This window comes from Paracraurococcus lichenis, from assembly GCF_030657435.1.
Classification (GTDB): domain Bacteria; phylum Pseudomonadota; class Alphaproteobacteria; order Acetobacterales; family Acetobacteraceae; genus Paracraurococcus; species Paracraurococcus lichenis.
The window spans coordinates 132,250-148,696 of the sequence record NZ_JAUTWS010000004.1; the positions used below are offsets into that span (position 1 = coordinate 132,250).

13 protein-coding genes and 1 tRNA gene are annotated in these 16,447 nt (G+C 71.8%); 9 read left to right on the forward strand and 5 right to left on the reverse strand.

Annotated features, from left to right (window positions below; translation table 11 throughout):
- Positions 1–9 precede the first annotated feature (9 nt).
- Complete coding sequence (locus Q7A36_RS05775) at positions 10–2,709, forward strand: valine--tRNA ligase (RefSeq protein WP_305102712.1); 2,700 nt, start codon at positions 10–12, stop codon at positions 2,707–2,709.
- Positions 2,710–2,726: 17 nt separating this feature from the next.
- On the opposite strand, the gene Q7A36_RS05780 is transcribed toward Q7A36_RS05775, so the two are convergent.
- Together Q7A36_RS05780 and Q7A36_RS05785 are read right to left on the reverse strand one after the other, a co-directional pair.
- A complete protein-coding gene (locus tag Q7A36_RS05780) occupies positions 2,727–3,704 on the reverse strand; it encodes a Bug family tripartite tricarboxylate transporter substrate binding protein (protein WP_305102713.1) in 978 nt (325 codons plus the stop codon).
- Positions 3,705–3,817: 113 nt separating this feature from the next.
- The gene (locus Q7A36_RS05785) at positions 3,818–4,381 is read right to left on the reverse strand and encodes a Uma2 family endonuclease (protein ID WP_305102714.1); all 564 of its coding nucleotides are present in this window, start codon (positions 4,379–4,381) and stop codon (positions 3,818–3,820) included.
- A 173-nt stretch (positions 4,382–4,554) separates the two neighbouring features.
- Here Q7A36_RS05785 and ilvD point away from each other — a divergent pair, with 173 nt between their 5' ends.
- The 3 genes from ilvD to Q7A36_RS05800 all read left to right on the forward strand — a co-directional run bounded on the left by ilvD (position 4,555) and on the right by Q7A36_RS05800 (position 6,821).
- Complete coding sequence (ilvD, locus tag Q7A36_RS05790; RefSeq protein ID WP_305102715.1) at positions 4,555–6,273, forward strand: dihydroxy-acid dehydratase; 1,719 nt, start codon at positions 4,555–4,557, stop codon at positions 6,271–6,273.
- 98 nt (positions 6,274–6,371) lie between these two features.
- Entirely contained in the window at positions 6,372–6,557 is a 186-nt protein-coding gene (locus tag Q7A36_RS05795; protein WP_305102716.1) for a hypothetical protein, read from the forward strand.
- A 90-nt stretch (positions 6,558–6,647) separates the two neighbouring features.
- A complete protein-coding gene (locus tag Q7A36_RS05800; RefSeq protein WP_305102717.1) occupies positions 6,648–6,821 on the forward strand; it encodes a hypothetical protein in 174 nt (57 codons plus the stop codon).
- A gap of 18 nt (positions 6,822–6,839) precedes the next feature.
- Here Q7A36_RS05800 and xth read toward each other — a convergent pair whose 3' ends face one another.
- On the reverse strand, positions 6,840–7,610 hold the full coding sequence (gene xth / locus Q7A36_RS05805) for an exodeoxyribonuclease III (protein WP_305102718.1): 771 nt from the start codon (positions 7,608–7,610) through the stop codon (positions 6,840–6,842).
- A 39-nt stretch (positions 7,611–7,649) separates the two neighbouring features.
- A complete protein-coding gene (locus tag Q7A36_RS05810; RefSeq protein WP_305102719.1) occupies positions 7,650–8,000 on the reverse strand; it encodes a HesB/IscA family protein in 351 nt (116 codons plus the stop codon).
- A 132-nt stretch (positions 8,001–8,132) separates the two neighbouring features.
- Between Q7A36_RS05810 and Q7A36_RS05815 the strand changes: the two genes are divergently transcribed.
- Complete coding sequence (locus Q7A36_RS05815; protein ID WP_305102720.1) at positions 8,133–9,290, forward strand: deoxyguanosinetriphosphate triphosphohydrolase; 1,158 nt, start codon at positions 8,133–8,135, stop codon at positions 9,288–9,290.
- A 21-nt stretch (positions 9,291–9,311) separates the two neighbouring features.
- Here the strand turns inward: Q7A36_RS05815 and Q7A36_RS05820 are convergent, their stop codons facing one another.
- Positions 9,312–10,823 carry a hypothetical protein gene (locus tag Q7A36_RS05820; protein WP_305102721.1) on the reverse strand — a complete coding sequence of 504 codons (1,512 nt, stop codon included), beginning with the start codon at positions 10,821–10,823 and terminating at the stop codon, positions 9,312–9,314.
- Positions 10,824–11,169: 346 nt separating this feature from the next.
- Between Q7A36_RS05820 and Q7A36_RS05825 the strand changes: the two genes are divergently transcribed.
- From Q7A36_RS05825 to tig, 4 genes are all read left to right on the forward strand, one after another.
- Positions 11,170–13,575 (forward strand): 1-deoxy-D-xylulose-5-phosphate synthase N-terminal domain-containing protein, encoded by a 2,406-nt coding sequence (locus tag Q7A36_RS05825; protein WP_456306778.1) that lies wholly within the window; start codon positions 11,170–11,172, stop codon positions 13,573–13,575.
- Positions 13,576–13,650: 75 nt separating this feature from the next.
- On the forward strand, positions 13,651–14,493 hold the full coding sequence (locus Q7A36_RS05830) for an acyltransferase (protein ID WP_305102722.1): 843 nt from the start codon (positions 13,651–13,653) through the stop codon (positions 14,491–14,493).
- A gap of 94 nt (positions 14,494–14,587) precedes the next feature.
- A tRNA-Leu gene (locus tag Q7A36_RS05835) sits at positions 14,588–14,672 on the forward strand.
- A gap of 92 nt (positions 14,673–14,764) precedes the next feature.
- Positions 14,765–16,111, forward strand: a complete 1,347-nt coding sequence (gene tig, locus Q7A36_RS05840) for a trigger factor (RefSeq protein WP_305102723.1) — start codon at positions 14,765–14,767, stop codon at positions 16,109–16,111.
- Positions 16,112–16,447: the final 336 nt, after the last annotated feature.

Below are 16,447 nucleotides of genomic sequence, written 5' to 3' on the forward strand. Positions count from 1 at the left end.
GATGCGGCCATGCTGGACAAGACCCTGACCCCGGGCAGCTTCGAGACCCGCCTCTACGAGGGCTGGGAGCGCTCGGGCGCCTTCGCGGCCCATCCCGAGAGCGGCGCGCAGCCCTTCACCATCATGATCCCGCCGCCCAATGTCACGGGCAGCCTGCACATGGGTCATGCGCTGACCTTCACGATTCAGGACACGCTCGTCCGCTGGCGGCGGATGCAGGGCCGGGACGTGCTGTGGCAGCCGGGGACGGACCATGCCGGCATCGCCACCCAGATGGTGGTGGAGCGGCTGCTGGCGCAGGAGGGCAACCAGGACCGCCGCAGCCTGGGCCGCGAGGCCTTCGTCGAGCGGGTCTGGCAATGGAAGGCCGAGAGCGGCGGGACCATCACCCGCCAGCTCCGCCGGCTCGGCGCCTCGCTGGACTGGCCGCGCGAGCGCTTCACCATGGATGCGGGCCTCTCCCAGGCCGTGCTCGAGGTCTTCGTCACCCTCCACAAGGAGGGGCTGATCTACCGCGACCGCCGCCTGGTGAACTGGGACCCGAAGCTGCTGACGGCGATCTCCGACCTCGAGGTCGAGAGCCGCGAGGTGAAGGGGCATCTCTGGACCCTGCGCTACCCGGTGGAAGGCGCGCCGGGCGAGTTCCTGCGGGTGGCCACGACCCGGCCCGAGACCATGCTCGGCGACACCGCGGTCGCCGTGCATCCGGAGGATCCCCGCTTCGCCGCGCTGGTCGGCAAGCGGGTGATCCTGCCGCTGGTCGGCCGCGCCATCCCGGTTGTGGCGGATACCTATTCGGACCCGGAGAAGGGCACCGGCGCGGTGAAGATCACCCCGGCGCATGACTTCAACGATTTCGAGGTCGGAAGGCGCCACGGCCTTGCCATGCCGACGGTACTGGACCCGGAGGCACGGGTCACGGTGGCCGAGATCGAGGCGGAGCTGCGCGCGGTCGATGGCGTGGCGGAGCCGGACTTCGTGCGCGGCCTCGCCGGCAAGGACCGGTCCGTGGCGCGGAAGGCCATCATCGCCAGGCTCGAGGAGCTCGGCCTGCTGGAGAAGGTCGAGCCGCACACCCATCAGGTGCCGCATGGCGATCGCGGCGGCGTGCCGATCGAGCCGCGGCTGACCTGGCAGTGGTACTGCGACGCGGCGACGCTGGCGAAGCCGGCGGTCGAGGCGGTCGAGTCGGGCCGGATGAAATTCGTCCCGAAGAGCTGGGAGAACACCTTCTTCGCCTGGATGCGGGACATCCAGCCCTGGTGCATTTCCCGCCAGCTCTGGTGGGGCCACCAGATCCCGGCCTGGTACGGGCCGGAGGGCAGCATCTTCGTCGAGAAGAGCGAGGCGGAGGCGCAGGAAGCGGCGCGCGCGAAGTTCGGCCGTGACGTCGAGCTCACGCGCGACGAGGACGTGCTGGACACCTGGTTCAGCTCGGCGCTCTGGCCCTTCTCGACGCTCGGCTGGCCGGAGCGGACCGACGAGGTCGCGCGCTACTACCCCGGCGACGTGCTGGTGACGGGCTTCGACATCATCTTCTTCTGGGTCGCCCGGATGATGATGATGGGCCAGCACTTCATGCAGGACGTGCCCTTCCGCGACATCTACATCCACGGCCTGGTCCGCGACGAGAAGGGCCAGAAGATGTCGAAGTCCAAGGGGAACGTCATGGACCCCCTGGAGCTGATCGACGCCTATGGCGCGGACGCGCTGCGCTTCACCATCTGCGCGCTCACCGGCCCGGGGCGCGACGTGAAGCTCGGCCGCAAGCGGGTCGAGGACTATCGCGGCTTCATCACCAAGATCTGGAACGCCGCGCGTTTTTGCGAGTCGAACGGCGTCGTTGTCGATCCTGCATGGCGACCGGAGGATGCGAAGACGCCGCTGGCGCGCTGGATCCTGGACGCGGCGAACCGCACGGTGGCGGAGGCGACGGCGGCGCTCGAGGCCTATCGCTTCGACGACTATGCCGGCGCCTGCTACCGCTTCACCTGGAACACCTTCTGCGACTGGTTCATCGAATTCGCCAAGCCGGTGCTGAACGGCCCGGACGGGCCAGTGAAGGCGGAGGTGAAGGGCGCGGCGCAGCACGTGCTGGGGACCATCCTGCGGCTGCTGCACCCGGCGATTCCCTTCGTCACCGAGGAGCTCTGGGACCGCTTCGGCTATGGGCCCGAGTGCAGCCTGATCCGCGAGGCCTGGCCCACGGCGGTGCCAGTGGCGGAGGCCGAGGCGGCGCGGGAGGAGCTGGACTGGGTGGTGCGGCTCGTCACCGAGGTCCGTGCCGTGCGCTCCGAGGTCAATGTCCCGCCCTCCGTCACCACGCCGCTGCTGATGCGGGATGCGGCGCCGGAGAGCCTGGCGCGGGCGGCGCGCTGGATCGAGGCGATCCGCCGCCTCGGCCGCGTCACCGAGGTCACGCCGTTGCAGGGCGAGGCGCCGAAGGGCGTGGCCCAGGTGGTGGTCGGCGAGGCGACGGTGATGCTGCCGCTGGAAGGCGTCATCGACATCCCGGCGGAGCGGGCGCGGCTCGCCAAGGCGCGCGGCGCGGCCGAGGGCGAGGTGAAGAAGATCACCGCCAAGCTCTCGAATGCCGATTTCGTCGCCCGTGCGCCGGAGGAGGTGGTGGAGGAGAACCGCGAGCGCCTTGCCGCCGCGCAGGTGGAGATCGCGCGCCTCGACGCGGCGCTGGCGCGGATCGGCGGCTGACGGCCCGCGGCGCCAGCCTATCCGGGCGTGGCGCCGCTCGCCTTCACCAGGTCCCGCATCAGCGGCTCTTGTCCCCGGGCATAGGCGGCGTAATCCTCCGGCCCGGCCAGCCAGGGCGTCGCGCCGTTCTCGGTGAAGACGCGCACCACCTCCGGGCTCCGCAGCGCCTGGTGCGAGAGCGCGGCCATCCGCAGCACCATGGCCGGCGGCAGCCCGGCCGGCGCCACCATGCCGTTCCAGCTCGTCAGGTCGAAGCCGGGCAGGACCTCCGCCATGGTCGGGACCTCCGGCAGCACCGGGCTGCGCTCCGGGCTGGTCACCGCCAGCGCCCGCACCTTGCCGTCGCGGATCGAGGCATAGGGCCCCGCGAGGTTGTCGAAGATCGCCTGCACCTGGCCCGCGAGCAGGTCCACCAGCGCCGGCGCGCCGCCGCGGTACTGCACGAAGGGCATGTCGGTGCCGGTGCGCCGCTTGAACAACTCGCCCGAGAGGTGCGGCGTCGTACCGGCCCCGCCGGTCGCGTAGTTGAACCGGCCGGGATGGGCCCGCAGCAGCGCGATGAACTCCGGCAGGGTCCGTGCCGGGACGTCGAGATTGACGATAAGCACGTTGGGCTGCCGGTAGAGCCCGGTCACGTGGGTATAGTCGCGCGCGGGGTCGTAGGGCAGGCCGGGGAAGAGGGAAGGGGCGATCGCCAGGTTCGCCGCGCCGCCGAGGCCCATCGTGTACCCATCCGCCCGGGCCTTGGCGATGGCATCGCTGCCCACGGTCCCGCCGGCGCCGGTGCGGTTCTCCACCACAAATTGCTGGCCGGTGATCTGCGTCATCGCCTGGCAGAAGGCGCGGCAGAGCAGGTCGTTGGCGCCGCCCGGGGCGTAGAGGTTGATGAAGCGCGCGGTCTGGCGCGGCCAGTCGCCGCCCTGGGCGCGGGCGATGGCAGGCGTGGCGAGACCCGCCGCGAGCAGCGCGCGGCGGGGCAGGGCGGTCGGGGGCATCGGGCGTCTCCCTCGGTGCGGCTCTCTGCGGCCGGTTCGAGGGCAGTCTGCGGCGGCGCGGGGCGCCGGCGCCAGCGCATTCGACGGGTCGGGTGCGGCCGCGCCGTCCTGCTTCAGTCCTCGAAGAGGTCCTCGACGCGGATGGTGATGCCCGGCGGGTCGAGCACCAGCGACCCGCTGCCGGCGATCCAGGTCGCATGCGTGCCGTCCGGCACCCGGCGGTGGTGGATGGCCATGCGGCTGTCGGCATCCAGGATGAGGTAGTGCTGGATGCTCGGGATGCGGAAATAGTCGGGCAGCTTGCGGACCAGGTCGATCCGCGCGGTCGAGGGCGAGGCGACCTCCACCACGATGACCGGCGTCGGGGCCACCAGCGACTCCGGCGCCACCCGCTCCCCGCAATTCACCACCACATCAGGCAGGTAGGACCGGCTCTCGCTCACCTCGACGGCGAGGCCGTCCACGAAGGCCTGGCAGGGCAGGCCGGCCGCGCGGATGGCGTTGCGCAGCGCCAGCCAGGCCTGGGCCTTGGTCGCGGCATGCGCCGCCCGCTCCGGCGCCATGGCCGCGACCTTGCCGTCGAACAACTCGTACCGGCCGTCCGGCTGGGCCGCGGCCCAGGCGTAGAACTCGGCAAGCGTCATCCGATGCGTCGGGATCTTGGTCGGCTCGGCCATGGCGTATCCGATATGGTCCTTGCCCCGATCCTGGACCAGCCCCGCCCGCCGGGTCCATCGCCGCGCGCCTTGGCAAGGCGGCCCTTGCCACCCTACACCGGCAGCAAGGGGCGGATCGGCCGCGGGGCAGCGCTCCCGGCCGGAAGCGGGCCGCGCCGCGAGGGAGAGACGGAATGACCACCTGGGACAAGTCCAGGCTGCCCAGCCGCCACGTGTCCATCGGGCCGGAGCGGGCGCCCCATCGCAGCTACTACTACGCCATGGGCATGACGAAGGAGGAGATCGCCTCCCCCCTCGTCGGCGTCGCCACCTGCTGGAACGAGGCCGCGCCCTGCAACATCGCCCTCAGCCGCCAGGCCCAGGCGGTCAAGCGCGGCGTCGCCGCCTCCGGCGCCGCCCCGCGCGAGTTCACCACCATCACGGTGACCGACGGCATCGCCATGGGCCACCAGGGCATGAAGGCCTCGCTGGTCTCCCGCGACGTCATCGCCGATTCCGTCGAGCTGACGATGCGCGGCCATTGCTACGACGCGCTGGTCGGCCTCGCCGGCTGCGACAAGACGCTCCCCGGCATGATGATGGTCATGCTGCGCCTCAACGTGCCCAGCGTCTTCCTCTATGGCGGCTCGATCCGTCCGGGGCAGTTCCGCGGCAGGGACGTCACCGTTCTCGACATCTTCGAGGCGGTGGGCAGCCATGCCGCGGGCAACATGTCGGACGCCGACCTCGAGGAGCTGGAGCAGCATGCCTGCCCCGGCGCTGGCGCCTGCGGCGGCCAGTTCACCGCCAATACCATGGCCTGCATCTCGGAGGTCATCGGCCTCGCCCTGCCGCATTCCGCCGGCGCCCCGGCACCGGACGAGGAGCGGGACAAATGGGCCTACCAGTCCGGCGTCGCGGTGGTGGACCTGATCAAGAGCGGGCTCCGGCCGCGCGACATCGTCACCCGCAAGGCGCTGGAGAATGCCGCGCGCATCGTCGGCGCGACCGGCGGTTCCACCAATGCCGCGCTGCACCTGCCCGCCATCGCGCATGAGGCCGGGATCGACTTCCCGCTCGAGGAGGTGGCGCGGCTGATGCGCGACACGCCGCATATCGCCGACCTCAAGCCGGGCGGCCGCTACGTGGCGCAGGACGTGCACCGCATCGGCGGCGTGCCGGTCATCATCAAGGCGCTGCTGGAGGCCGGGCTGCTGCACGGCGATTGCCCGACGGTCACCGGCAAGACGCTGGCCGAGAACCACAAGGACGTGGTCTTCCCGACCGACCAGGACGTGGTGCGGCCGGTCTCCAACCCGATCTCGAAGATCGGCGGCGTGGTCAGCCTCTTCGGCAACCTCGCGCCGGACGGCGCCATCGTGAAGATCGCCGGCATGGAGAAGCTGCGCTTCGAGGGCACGGCGCTCTGCTTCGACTGCGAGGAGGACGCCTTCGCCGCGGTCGAGGCGCGCGCCTACAAGCCGGGCGACGTCATCGTCATCCGCTACGAGGGACCGAAGGGCGGCCCCGGCATGCGGGAGATGCTGTCGACCACCAGCGCCATCTACGGCCAGGGCATGGGCGACAAGGTGGCCTTGATCACGGATGGCCGCTTCTCCGGCGCCACCCGCGGCTTCTGCATCGGCCATGTCGGGCCGGAGGCGGCGGTGGGCGGGCCGATCGGGCTGCTCAGGAACGGCGACCGGATCGTCATCGATGCCGGGAAGGGCACGATCGACGTCGCGCTGTCCGAGGCGGAGCTGGCGCAGCGCAAGGCCGAGTGGAAGCCCCGCGGCCACAACTTCAACAGCGGTGCGCTGTGGAAGTATGCCCAGACCGTCGGCCCCGCCCGGTACGGCGCGGTGACGCATCCGGGCGCCAAGGCGGAGACGCATGTCTATGCCGATATCTGACATCGGCGGGTGACGCGGATTTCACGCGGGCGGCGGCGGTGCCGCCCGCGTTTTGCCGCAAGCCGGGCGTTTCCTTCCGCATCGAAGGAGCCCCCGTCATGCGTCTCCGCCCGCTGCTAATCCTGCCCTTGCTCGCCGTCCTCGGCGGCTGCGCGGTCTATCCCGCGCCCTATGCCGCGCCGCGGCCCTATGTCTATGCGCCGCCGCCCCCGCCGCCGCATTATGGCTGGGGCTACCGCCCCTATGGCTATTACGGCTACGGGCCGGGCTGGCGCCGCTGGTAGGGCTCACGCAGGCGTTTACGTTCCGGGCTGCGACCGGAAGGGGGTCTTCTCGTTGTAGCGCGGGATCGAACCAGCCGGAAGGAACCCGCCATGCGAACCCTGCCCGTGATCGCCGCCATTGCCGCGGGGCTGGCCGTGACGGCCTGCACCTATGTGGAGCGCGAGCGGCCGCCGCCCGCACCGATCGTGCTGCAGCAGCCCGCCGCGCCGCCGGCGGTGGTGCAGACCCCGCCGCCGACGGTCACCGTCCGGCCGAGCTACTGAGGCTGGGCCAAGCCCCGGTCAGCGCAATTCGCACCAGACCGGGGCGTGGTCGCTCGGCTGCTCCTCGGACCGCGCGGTCGTATCCACGCCGCAGGCGACCAGCCGCTCCGCCAATTCCGGGCTGAGCAGGACATGGTCGATGCGCAGGCCGCGATTGGATTCGAAGGCCGGGCCATAGTCCCAGTAGGTGAAGGGCGCGTCCTGCGAGTGCAGCGCCCGCAGGGCGTCCGTCATGCCGGCATGCAGCAGGGTGCGGAAGCGCGCCCGGCTCTCCGGCCGGACCAGCGCGTCGGTCGGGGACAGGCCGCCGGGGCAGAGATCCGCCTCGGTCGGGCAGACATTGAAGTCGCCGAGCACCGCGACGGGCCGGAAGTGGTCCAGCCGCGCCTGCACCCAGTCGGCCAGGCGGTCCATCCAGCGCAGCTTGTAGCCGAAGCCGTCCTCCCCCCCGGAATTGCCGTTGGGCAGGTAGATGCCGGCGACCTCCATGTCGGCCGCCCGCACCGCGACGAAGCGCGCCTGCGCATCCTCGGCATCGCCCGGCAGGGCCTCCGCCGTCACCTCGAAGGGGATCCGGCCGAGCACCGCGACGCCGTTGCGCCCGCCGGGCTGGCCCACCGCGCGCATCTCGTAGCCGGCATCGGCGAGGTCCAGCGCCGGGAACTCCTCGGTCCTGCATTTCAGCTCCTGCAGGACAACGAGGTCGGGGCTGTGCCGCGCCAGGAAGCGCTTCAGGTGCGGCACGCGCCGGCGGATGGAGTTGACGTTGAAGGTGGCGAGGCGGGTCATGCCGCCACCATCGCCGCTCGCGGTCCCGGCGTGAAGCCGTCAGCCGACCGAGAAGCTGACGCCGCAGCCGCAGCCCGACACCGCCTGCGGGTTCCGCAGGGTGAAATGGGCGCCGATCAGCGCCTCGTTCCAGTCGAGCTCGGCGCCGGCCAGCAGGTCGAGCGAGACCGGGTCGACGAAGACCCGCGCCCCGCCCTGCTCCACCACCAGGTCGTCCGGCTCGGCCGCATCGGCCAGCGCGAAGCCGTACTGGAAGCCGGAGCAGCCGCCGGCACTGACCGAGACGCGGAGGCCGGCGCCGGGGCGGCCCTCGCGTTGCGCGATCTCCGCCACCTCGGCGGCGGCGCGCGGGGTCACGCGGAAACGGGGCAGGTCGGAACCGTCGGGCATCGTGCTCTCCTGGCGGGGCGGCAGAGGGGGCGCCGGCCGCGCGCTGTCGCCCGGAAGATAGGCGCTGGGCTGCCCGGTTTCCAACCACCGCCGCGGTTGCGGCGCCCCCCGGCGCCCTGTTAGGCACACGGCATGACCGACCAGGCCCGCGCCCCTTGGGCTGTCCAGCCCGAAGCCTCCCGCGGCCGGCTGCACGCGGAGCCGGGCGGTGACGCGCGCTCCCCCTTCCAGCGGGACCGGGACCGGATCATCCATACCGGCGCCTTCCGCCGCCTGCAGTACAAGACCCAGGTCTTCGTCTTCCATGAGGGCGACTATTTCCGCACCCGCCTGACCCACTCTATCGAGGTCGCGCAGATCGCCCGCGCCATCGCCCGGCGGCTGCAACTGGATGAGGATCTGGCGGAGGCGCTGGCGCTCGCCCACGACCTCGGCCATCCGCCCTTCGGCCATGCCGGGGAGGAGGCGCTCGATTCGCAGATGCGCCCCTATGGCGGCTTCGACCACAATGCCCAGTCGCTGAAGGTCGTGACGCTGCTCGAGGCCCGCTACGCCGATTTCGACGGGCTTAACCTCTCCTGGGAGACGCTGGAGGGCTTGGCCAAGCACAATGGCCCGGTCCGCCGCCCGACCGGCTACATCGCCGAATACGATGCGCGGCACGGCCTCGACCTCGCCACCCATGCCTCGGCCGAGGCGCAGGTGGCCGCGCTGGCCGACGACATCGCCTACAACAACCACGACCTGGATGACGGCGTCCGTGCCCGGCTCTTCACGCTGGAGGAAGCGGCGGCCCTGCCGCTGATCGGCGACGCCTACCAAGCCGTGCGCTCGGCGCATCCGAACATCCCGCGCGAGCGGATGATCACGGAGACGGTGCGGCGCGTCATCAATGCCATGGTGCAGGACGTGGTGACCGAGGCCGCGCGCCGCATCGCCGCCCTCGACCCGCGGAGCGCCGACGACATCCGCGCGGCGGCGGAGCCGGTCGTCGCCTTCTCCGCCCCGATGCAGGAGGCCAACCTGCTGATCCGCGACTTCCTGTTCCACCGGATGTACCGCCACTGGCGGGTGAACCGGGCCATGCAGAAGTCGAAGCGGGCCAGCCAGGTGATCTTCCAGCTCCTGCATGGCGGGCCGCAGATGCTGCCGCAGGAATGGCGGGACCGGGCGGGCGAGCCCGGCTCCGCCCAGGCGGCGCGGGTGGTCTGCGACTATATCGCCGGCATGACCGACCGCTACGCGCTGGAGGAGCACCGGCGCCTGACGGACCCGAACATCCCGGGCTGACCGGCGCGGGCGCCGCCGGGCTCAGGCCGCCTGGGCCCCGGCGGCCACCGCCTGCCGCGCCCCGGCGCGCAGGCGCAGGCCGACCAGCGCCATGGCCACCAGCGGCAGCAGCCAGATCACCCGTGCCTCGAACCGCCCATAGGGCGAGGCGAGCATGCCGCAGACCAGCCCGTTCACCACCAGCCCCAGCAGCACGACCAGCGCCACGGTCGCGGCGCCGTCCCAGGCCGGGTCGCGCCGCGCCGGGCCCGGCCGCAGCAGGGCGATGCCGCCGGCGAGCAGGGCCGCCAGCGCCACGGCATAGATGATTGCCTCGTGCACCCGGGTGATCGCGGGATGCGTCTGCACCAGCGTGCGCGGCGCGCCCTCGGCCAGCGCGGCGGGGAAATAGCCGGCGAAGAAGTCGAGCCGCTTCTGCGTATAGACGATGTCGGGCAGGCCGAAGCTGACCACCTGCTCCAGCCCGTCCCGCAGCAGGCCGGTCGCCGTGCCCAAGGGGTCGTGGGCGAGCGTCGCCAGCAGGAAGCGCGTCTGCTCCTCCGAGATGCGGCGCTTCAGGACCATGTCCGCGGCGCCGAAGACGCCGCGGGCCGGGTCGCTGTCGAAGAGGAAGGAGACCCAGTCCACCGGCAGCCGGTCGACATAGGCGCAGAGCGCGAAGGGCGAGGCGCCGCCGCATTGCGCCCGCAGCAGGTCGAGGCCGGGGCCCATCTCGATGAGGTGCGCCGTCATGTGGGGCAGCCGCAGCGGGGACTGGTGGAGGGCGAGCCTCACCGCCTGTCCGAAGGCGACCTCGCCCAGGGCGCCGAGCGCCACGCAGGCGGCCAGCGCCAGCAGCGGCGCGGCGCGCGGCGCGGGCGTCCGGCGCAGCAGCGCCGCGACGGCGCAGACTACAAGGATCGCGGCCAGCGTCAGGAGGTGGCTGGCATGCGCCATGACGCCGAAGGCGACGAGCAGCCAGAGCAGGACGCGGTCGGTCCGTGCGAGGTCGCGCCAGAAGCCGACCAGCAGCGCGGCGCCGAGGATGGCGACCGCGGCGAAGAGGTCCGGCATGACATAGGCGACGTAGTAGGGCAGGGGGGTCAGCAGCGTCAGCCCGACCAGCGCGCCGGCATACCAGGCGGTGCCGAGGCGCAGGCAGCGCAGCAGCAGCAGGTCCAGCAGCCAGGCGACGATCGCCGCCTGCAGCACCACCAGCAGCCAGAAGCCGCTGGCGAGCCAGGTCAGGTAGGCGAGCGTCCCCCAGTAGATCGATCGCCCCGCCTCGATGCTGCGGTCCTGCTGCGCGGCCGGGGCCTCCGGCGCTACGGCGGGTGCCTCGGCCGCGGCCGGGGCGGGCGCCGCCAGGGGCCGGTGGACCTTCGACCAGGCATTCTCGAAGCGCGGCCCGCCCAATTGCAGCGAGATGACCGCCGGCCCGCGCAGGTAGGCGAAGATGTCCTCGTACAGCAACGGCTGCCGGTTCAGCAGCGCCGGGGCGGCGAGGAGGAGGGTGCCGAGCAGCAGGCGGACCAACAGGCCGGGATGTCGCATGCGGGTCGTGGTCCCTGGAAATGCCGCGCGCGACGATAGCGGCACAGTACCGGGGCAGCCATGCCACCCTGGTTGGCTGACCGCGCTGTGATGATCACCGATGAGGCAAAGTCACGCCGGCAGCATCACGGATGGAGGAGATGTTTTTCATTCCGTGCGACTGGCGCAAGCAGGGCCGCGAGGCGTACCGGGCCGGCGAGGATTGTCGCGCGTGGGAGCGCGTCTCCCGTTCGGCGCCGCCGTTGCGGCGGGGTTTGGACCAGGCCGTCCCCCGCGCCGCGTCGCCCCTTGCCCAGGTCCCCCCCGCCGGGCCAGATGCGGGGCAAGAGCGGGAGTGGAGGCGAGGGTGAACGTCCTGACCAGCAGCGGGCCCGGCCCCGCGACCAGCCCGGACGCCCAGGATCCCGATGCGGCCCGCCTGCGGCTGCTGCATGCCATCGAGCGCAAGCTGCTCTGGCTCTCGGCCTGGATGATCCATCATGCCAACCACACCCGCCCCAATCGGGACGGGCTGAAGGTCGGCGGCCACCAGGCTTCCTGCGCCTCCGTCATCTCCATCATGACGGCGCTCTACTTCGAGATCCTGAAGCCGCAGGACCGCGTGGCGATCAAGCCGCATGCCGGGCCGGTCTTCCATGCCGCGAACTACCTGTTTGGCCGGCAGCAGCGGGAGAAGCTGGAGACGCTGCGCCAGTTCGGCGGCATCCAGCCCTATCCCTCCCGGGTGAAGGACGGGGCGGAGGTGGATTTCTCCACCGGCTCGGTGGGCCTCGGCGTCGCGCTGACCAGCTTCGGCAGCCTGGTGCAGGACTATGTGAAGCTGCACGGCCTGGGCCGGCCCGAGATCCCGGCCGGGCGGCATGTCGCCATCGTCGGCGATGCCGAGCTCGACGAGGGCAATATCTACGAGGCGCTGCTCGAGGGCTGGAAGCACGACATCCGCAATGTCTGGTGGATCATCGACTACAACCGCCAGAGCCTCGATTCCGTGGTGCAGGACCGGCTCTTCGGCCGGATCGAGGGCCTGTTCCGCGACATGGGCTGGAACGTCGTCACCCTGAAGTATGGCCGCAAGCTGCAGGCCGCCTTCGCGCGGGAGGGCGGCGAGGCGCTGCGGCGCTGGATCGACGATTGCCCGAACAGCCTCTACTCCGCGCTTACCTTCCAGGGCGGTGCCGCCTGGCGCGCCGCGGTGCTGACCGATCTGGGGCGGGAGCCGGGCATCCGGGCCATCATCGACCCGCTCTCGGACGACGAACTCGGCGCCCTGATGACCAATCTCGGCGGCCATGACGTGGCAACGCTGCTGGAGGCCTTCCGCGCCCAGGATGCCGCCGGCGACCAGCCGACCTGCTTCATCGCCTATACCATCAAGGGCATGGGCCTGCCCTTCGCCGGGCACAAGGACAACCATGCCGGGCTGATGACCAAGGAGCAGATGGCGGGCTTCAAGCGGGAGCTCGCCATCCGCGACGGGCATGAATGGGACCCCTTCGAGGGCCTCGACATCCCCGAGGCCGAGATGCGCGCCTTCGTCGAGGGCGTGCCCTTCGCCAGGCCGATCGCGCCCGAGGGCCGCCGGCTGAAGGCCGACCCCGTGCCGGTTCCGCAGGCGCAGTTCCCGGTGCCGCGCGTGCCGGCCGGCCGCAAGCTCTCCACCCAGGCTGCCTTCGGCGAGGTGCTGGCCGAGCTCGGCCGCGGCCATGGCGAGGCGGCAGCGCTGGCGAAACGCATCGTCACCACCAGCCCGGACGTCACCGTCTCGACCAATCTCGGCCCCTGGGTGAACCGGCGCGGCATCTTCGACCGGCACCTCAAGAACGACGTCTTCCGCGACGCCAAGCTGGCCTCCGCCCAGCGCTGGGGCATGTCGCCGGAGGGGCAGCATATCGAGCTCGGCATCGCCGAGCAGAACCTCTTCCTGCTGCTCTCGGCCCTCGGCCTGGCGCATGACCTGCACGGGGCGCGGCTGCTGCCCGTCGGCACGGTCTACGATCCCTTCGTCAACCGCGGCCTCGATGCGCTGATCTATGCCTGCTACCAGGATGCGCGGTTCATGGTGGTCAGCACGCCCTCCGGCCTGACCCTTGCGCCCGAGGGCGGGCAGCACCAGTCCGTCAACACGCCGCTGATCGGCATCGCGCAGGACCGGCTGGCGAGCTTCGAGCCGGCCTTCGCCGACGAGCTCGCGATCCTGATGCGCTGGGGCTTCGAGCATATGCAGAAGCCGGACGGCTCGGCCGTCTGGCTCCGCCTCTCGACCCGGGGGCTGGAGCAGCCGCAGCGCAGGCTCGACCCCACGGCCGTCATCGCCGGCGGGCACTGGATGGTGCCGCCGGCCCCGGGGGCGCGGATCGCCATCGCCTATCAGGGCCCGGTAGCGCCGGAGGCGATCGCCGCCTTCGAGCAGTTGCGGGAGGAGGAGCCGGGCGCCGGGCTGCTCGCCATCACCTCGCCCGACCGGCTGCATGCGGAATGGCTCGCCGCCCGCCGCAAGGCCCGCGCCGGCTTCGGCGCGCCATCCTGGGTCGAGCAGCTCCTCGCCCCCATGGCGCCGGAGTCGGCGCTGGTGACCATCCTGGACGGCCACCCGGCGGCGCATGCCTGGCTGGGCGCGGTGCGCGGCCAGCGGGTGGTGCCGCTCGGCGTGGACCGTTTCGGCCAGGGCGGCGACATCCCCGACCTCTACCGGGAATACGGGCTGGATACCGACGCGATCCTGGATGCCTGCGCCCAGGCGCTGCTGGGGTAGCGGGGCAGTGCGGCGGGGTTAATCTTCGGGTCAGCCAGCCGGGGAAGCCTGCCGGCCCCGTTGCTGGAGACCCCCATGACCTGTTGGACCGACCCGGATGCCGTCCTGCGCGCCCTGCGCGGCCGGCCCGCCTTCGCGGCGCCGGGCCTGGTCGGCTCGCCCGGCTACACCCTCCCGGCCTTCCGCGCGCCGCTGGAGATCGACCCCGCGGCGCCCGGCGCCGCCGCCCTCCTCCTCGAGCGCGGCATCGAGCTGCACGGGCCGCCCGGCGAGGGCAACCGCATCGTGGTCGAGGAGGCGGTGACCGGCCTCGATCTCAAGCTCTACCTCAACCGGCGGCGCGACACCCTCCTGCTCATCCCCGGCCAGCGGCAGGTCCTGCGCGGCATCATCCGAGTCGAGGGCGACGGGAATGCCATCGCCCTGGGCGAGGCCGGCGAGACCTCCTGCCAAGTGACCGCAGTGCTGCGCTCCACCGCGGCCGGGCTGTTCATCGGCAAGGGCACCACCTCGGGCGGCATCCAGTGCTGGCTGGAGGGGAGGGAGACCTCGCTGCATATCGGCGACGACTGCCTGCTCTCCTGGGGTATCTGGTTCCGCCTGGCCGACAGCCACGCCATGATCGACCTGCGGAGCCGGGCCATGGTGAACCCGCCGCGCAGCATCCGGGTGGAGCCGCATGTCTGGATCGGCCAGGACGCCATCCTGATGCCGGGGGCCGAGGTCGGGGCCGGCTCCATCATCGGCGCCCGGTCGATCGTGACGCGGCCGGTGCCGCGGGCGGTGGTGGCGGTCGGCGCGCCGGCACGGCCGGTGCGGCGGGAGGTCTCCTGGACCCGGTCCTCGGCGCCGCGCCCCTCGCAGATCGACGCGATCTACGACATGCCGCTGATGCCCGCGCTCGACGAGGTCGCCTGACCCGGTCCCCTCCCGGCATCCCTGCCCGGGCAGCCTTGGAAAGCGCGGGGTCCTGCGCTACACGCCCCCTCTTCGTTGCCCCGGCGCTGGCCGTGCGGGCGTGGTGGAACTGGCAGACACGCTGGATTTAGGTTCCAGTGGCGCAAGCCGTGGGGGTTCAAATCCCTCCGCCCGCACCAGGCCGCCCCGGGGTGCCTGAAAGTTGCAACGCGCTGTCCGCGGCGAACCCCGCGTGGCCCGGATGGCGCCCGGGGTGGATGGAACGCAGACAATGCAGGTGACCGAGGTCGCGAACGAGGGGCTGAAGCGGGCCTATACGGTGGTGGTCCCCGCGGGCGACATCGCGGCCGAGCGCAAGAAGCGGCTCGCCGAGCTCGGCCGCGACCTCCGCATCCCCGGCTTCCGCCCGGGCAAGGTCCCGCCGAAGGTGGTCGAGCAGCGCTACGGCCAGGCGGTGATGGGCGAGGTGCTGGAGCAGTCGGTCAACAAGGCGACCGACCAGGTCGTCACCGACCGCGGCCTGCGCCCGGCGGTGCAGCCGAAGATCGAGCTGGTGAACTTCGCCCCCGAGACCGACCTGGAGTTCAAGGTCGAGCTGGAGGTCCTGCCGGAGATCCCGATGCCCGATTTCGCCGGCATCGCGGTGGAGCGGCTGAAGGCCGAGCCCTCCGAGGAGCAGGTGGAGAAGGCGCTGGAGACCATCGCCTCCCGCAACCGCAAGCTCGAGGACGTGGCCGAGCCCAAGCCGACCGAGAAGGGCGACATCCTGGTCTGCGACTTCGTCGGCCGCATCGACCCCGCCGAGGGCGAGGAGGGGCCGGGCGAGGCCTTCCCGGGCGGCACCGCGACCGACATGCCGGTCGAGGTGGACGGGCCGGGCTTCATCCCGGGCTTCACCGAGCAGCTCGTCGGCATGAACATCGGCGATGAGCGCGAGGTGAAGGTCACCTTCCCCGAGGAATACGGCTCCAAGGACCTGGCCGGGAAGAAGGCGACCTTCACGGTCACGGCCAAGGGCCTCAAGCGCTCCGTCACCCCGCCGGCCGACGAGGACTTGGCCAAGTCCATCGGCTTCGAGACGCTGGATGCGCTGAAGGAGGCCGTGAAGGGCAGCCTGCAGCAGGAATACGACCAGCTCGCCCGGCTGAAGGTGAAGCGGGCGCTGCTCGATGCGCTGGCGAACCGGGCCGAGTTCCCGGTGCCGGGGTCGATGATCGAGGCCGAGTTCGGCCAGATCTGGCAGCGGGTGGAGCAGGACCTCAAGGCCGGGCGCCTCGACGAGGACGACAAGGGCAAGGACGAGGAGACCCTGAAGGCCGAGTACCGCGGCATCGCCGAGCGGCGCATCCGCCTCGGCCTGCTGCTGTCCGAGATCGGCCGGACCAACAACATCACGGTCACCGGCGACGAGCTGGCCCGGGCGATGCGGCAGGAGGCCGCCCGCTACCCCGGCCAGGAGCAGATGGTCATGGACTTCTTCCGCAAGAACCCGCAGGCGGCGGACAACCTGCGCAACCCGATCTTCGAGGAGAAGGTCGTGGACTTCATGCTGGAGCTGGCCCAGGTGACCGACCGGACCGTGTCGCCGGAGGAGCTGACGGCTCCGGCCGCCGCCTGACCTGCCGCGCCGGCCGGGTCCTCCCCGGCCGCGTCGCTCTGTGGAGGCATGGCCGGACCCCCGGCCTGGGAGGCATGACCGGATCCCGGCCCGGCCGTGGCCACCCGTCGGGGAGCGCCGTGCCGGGGCCACCCCGCCGGCCACCCGGACCCGCCGCGGGAAATCCGCGGCCGGGTTCAGATTCGGGACATGATCGGCTGCTATCCAGGGCAGACCGGGGCGGTTGGACCCCCGCCAATTGGCCAGGGCTTCCGGCAAGGCCGCGGATGCCCCACATAGCTCCGCAGGGCGACTTCGCCCAACGGGCGGCGCCGGCTGCCGCCGCGCAAGCCCAGA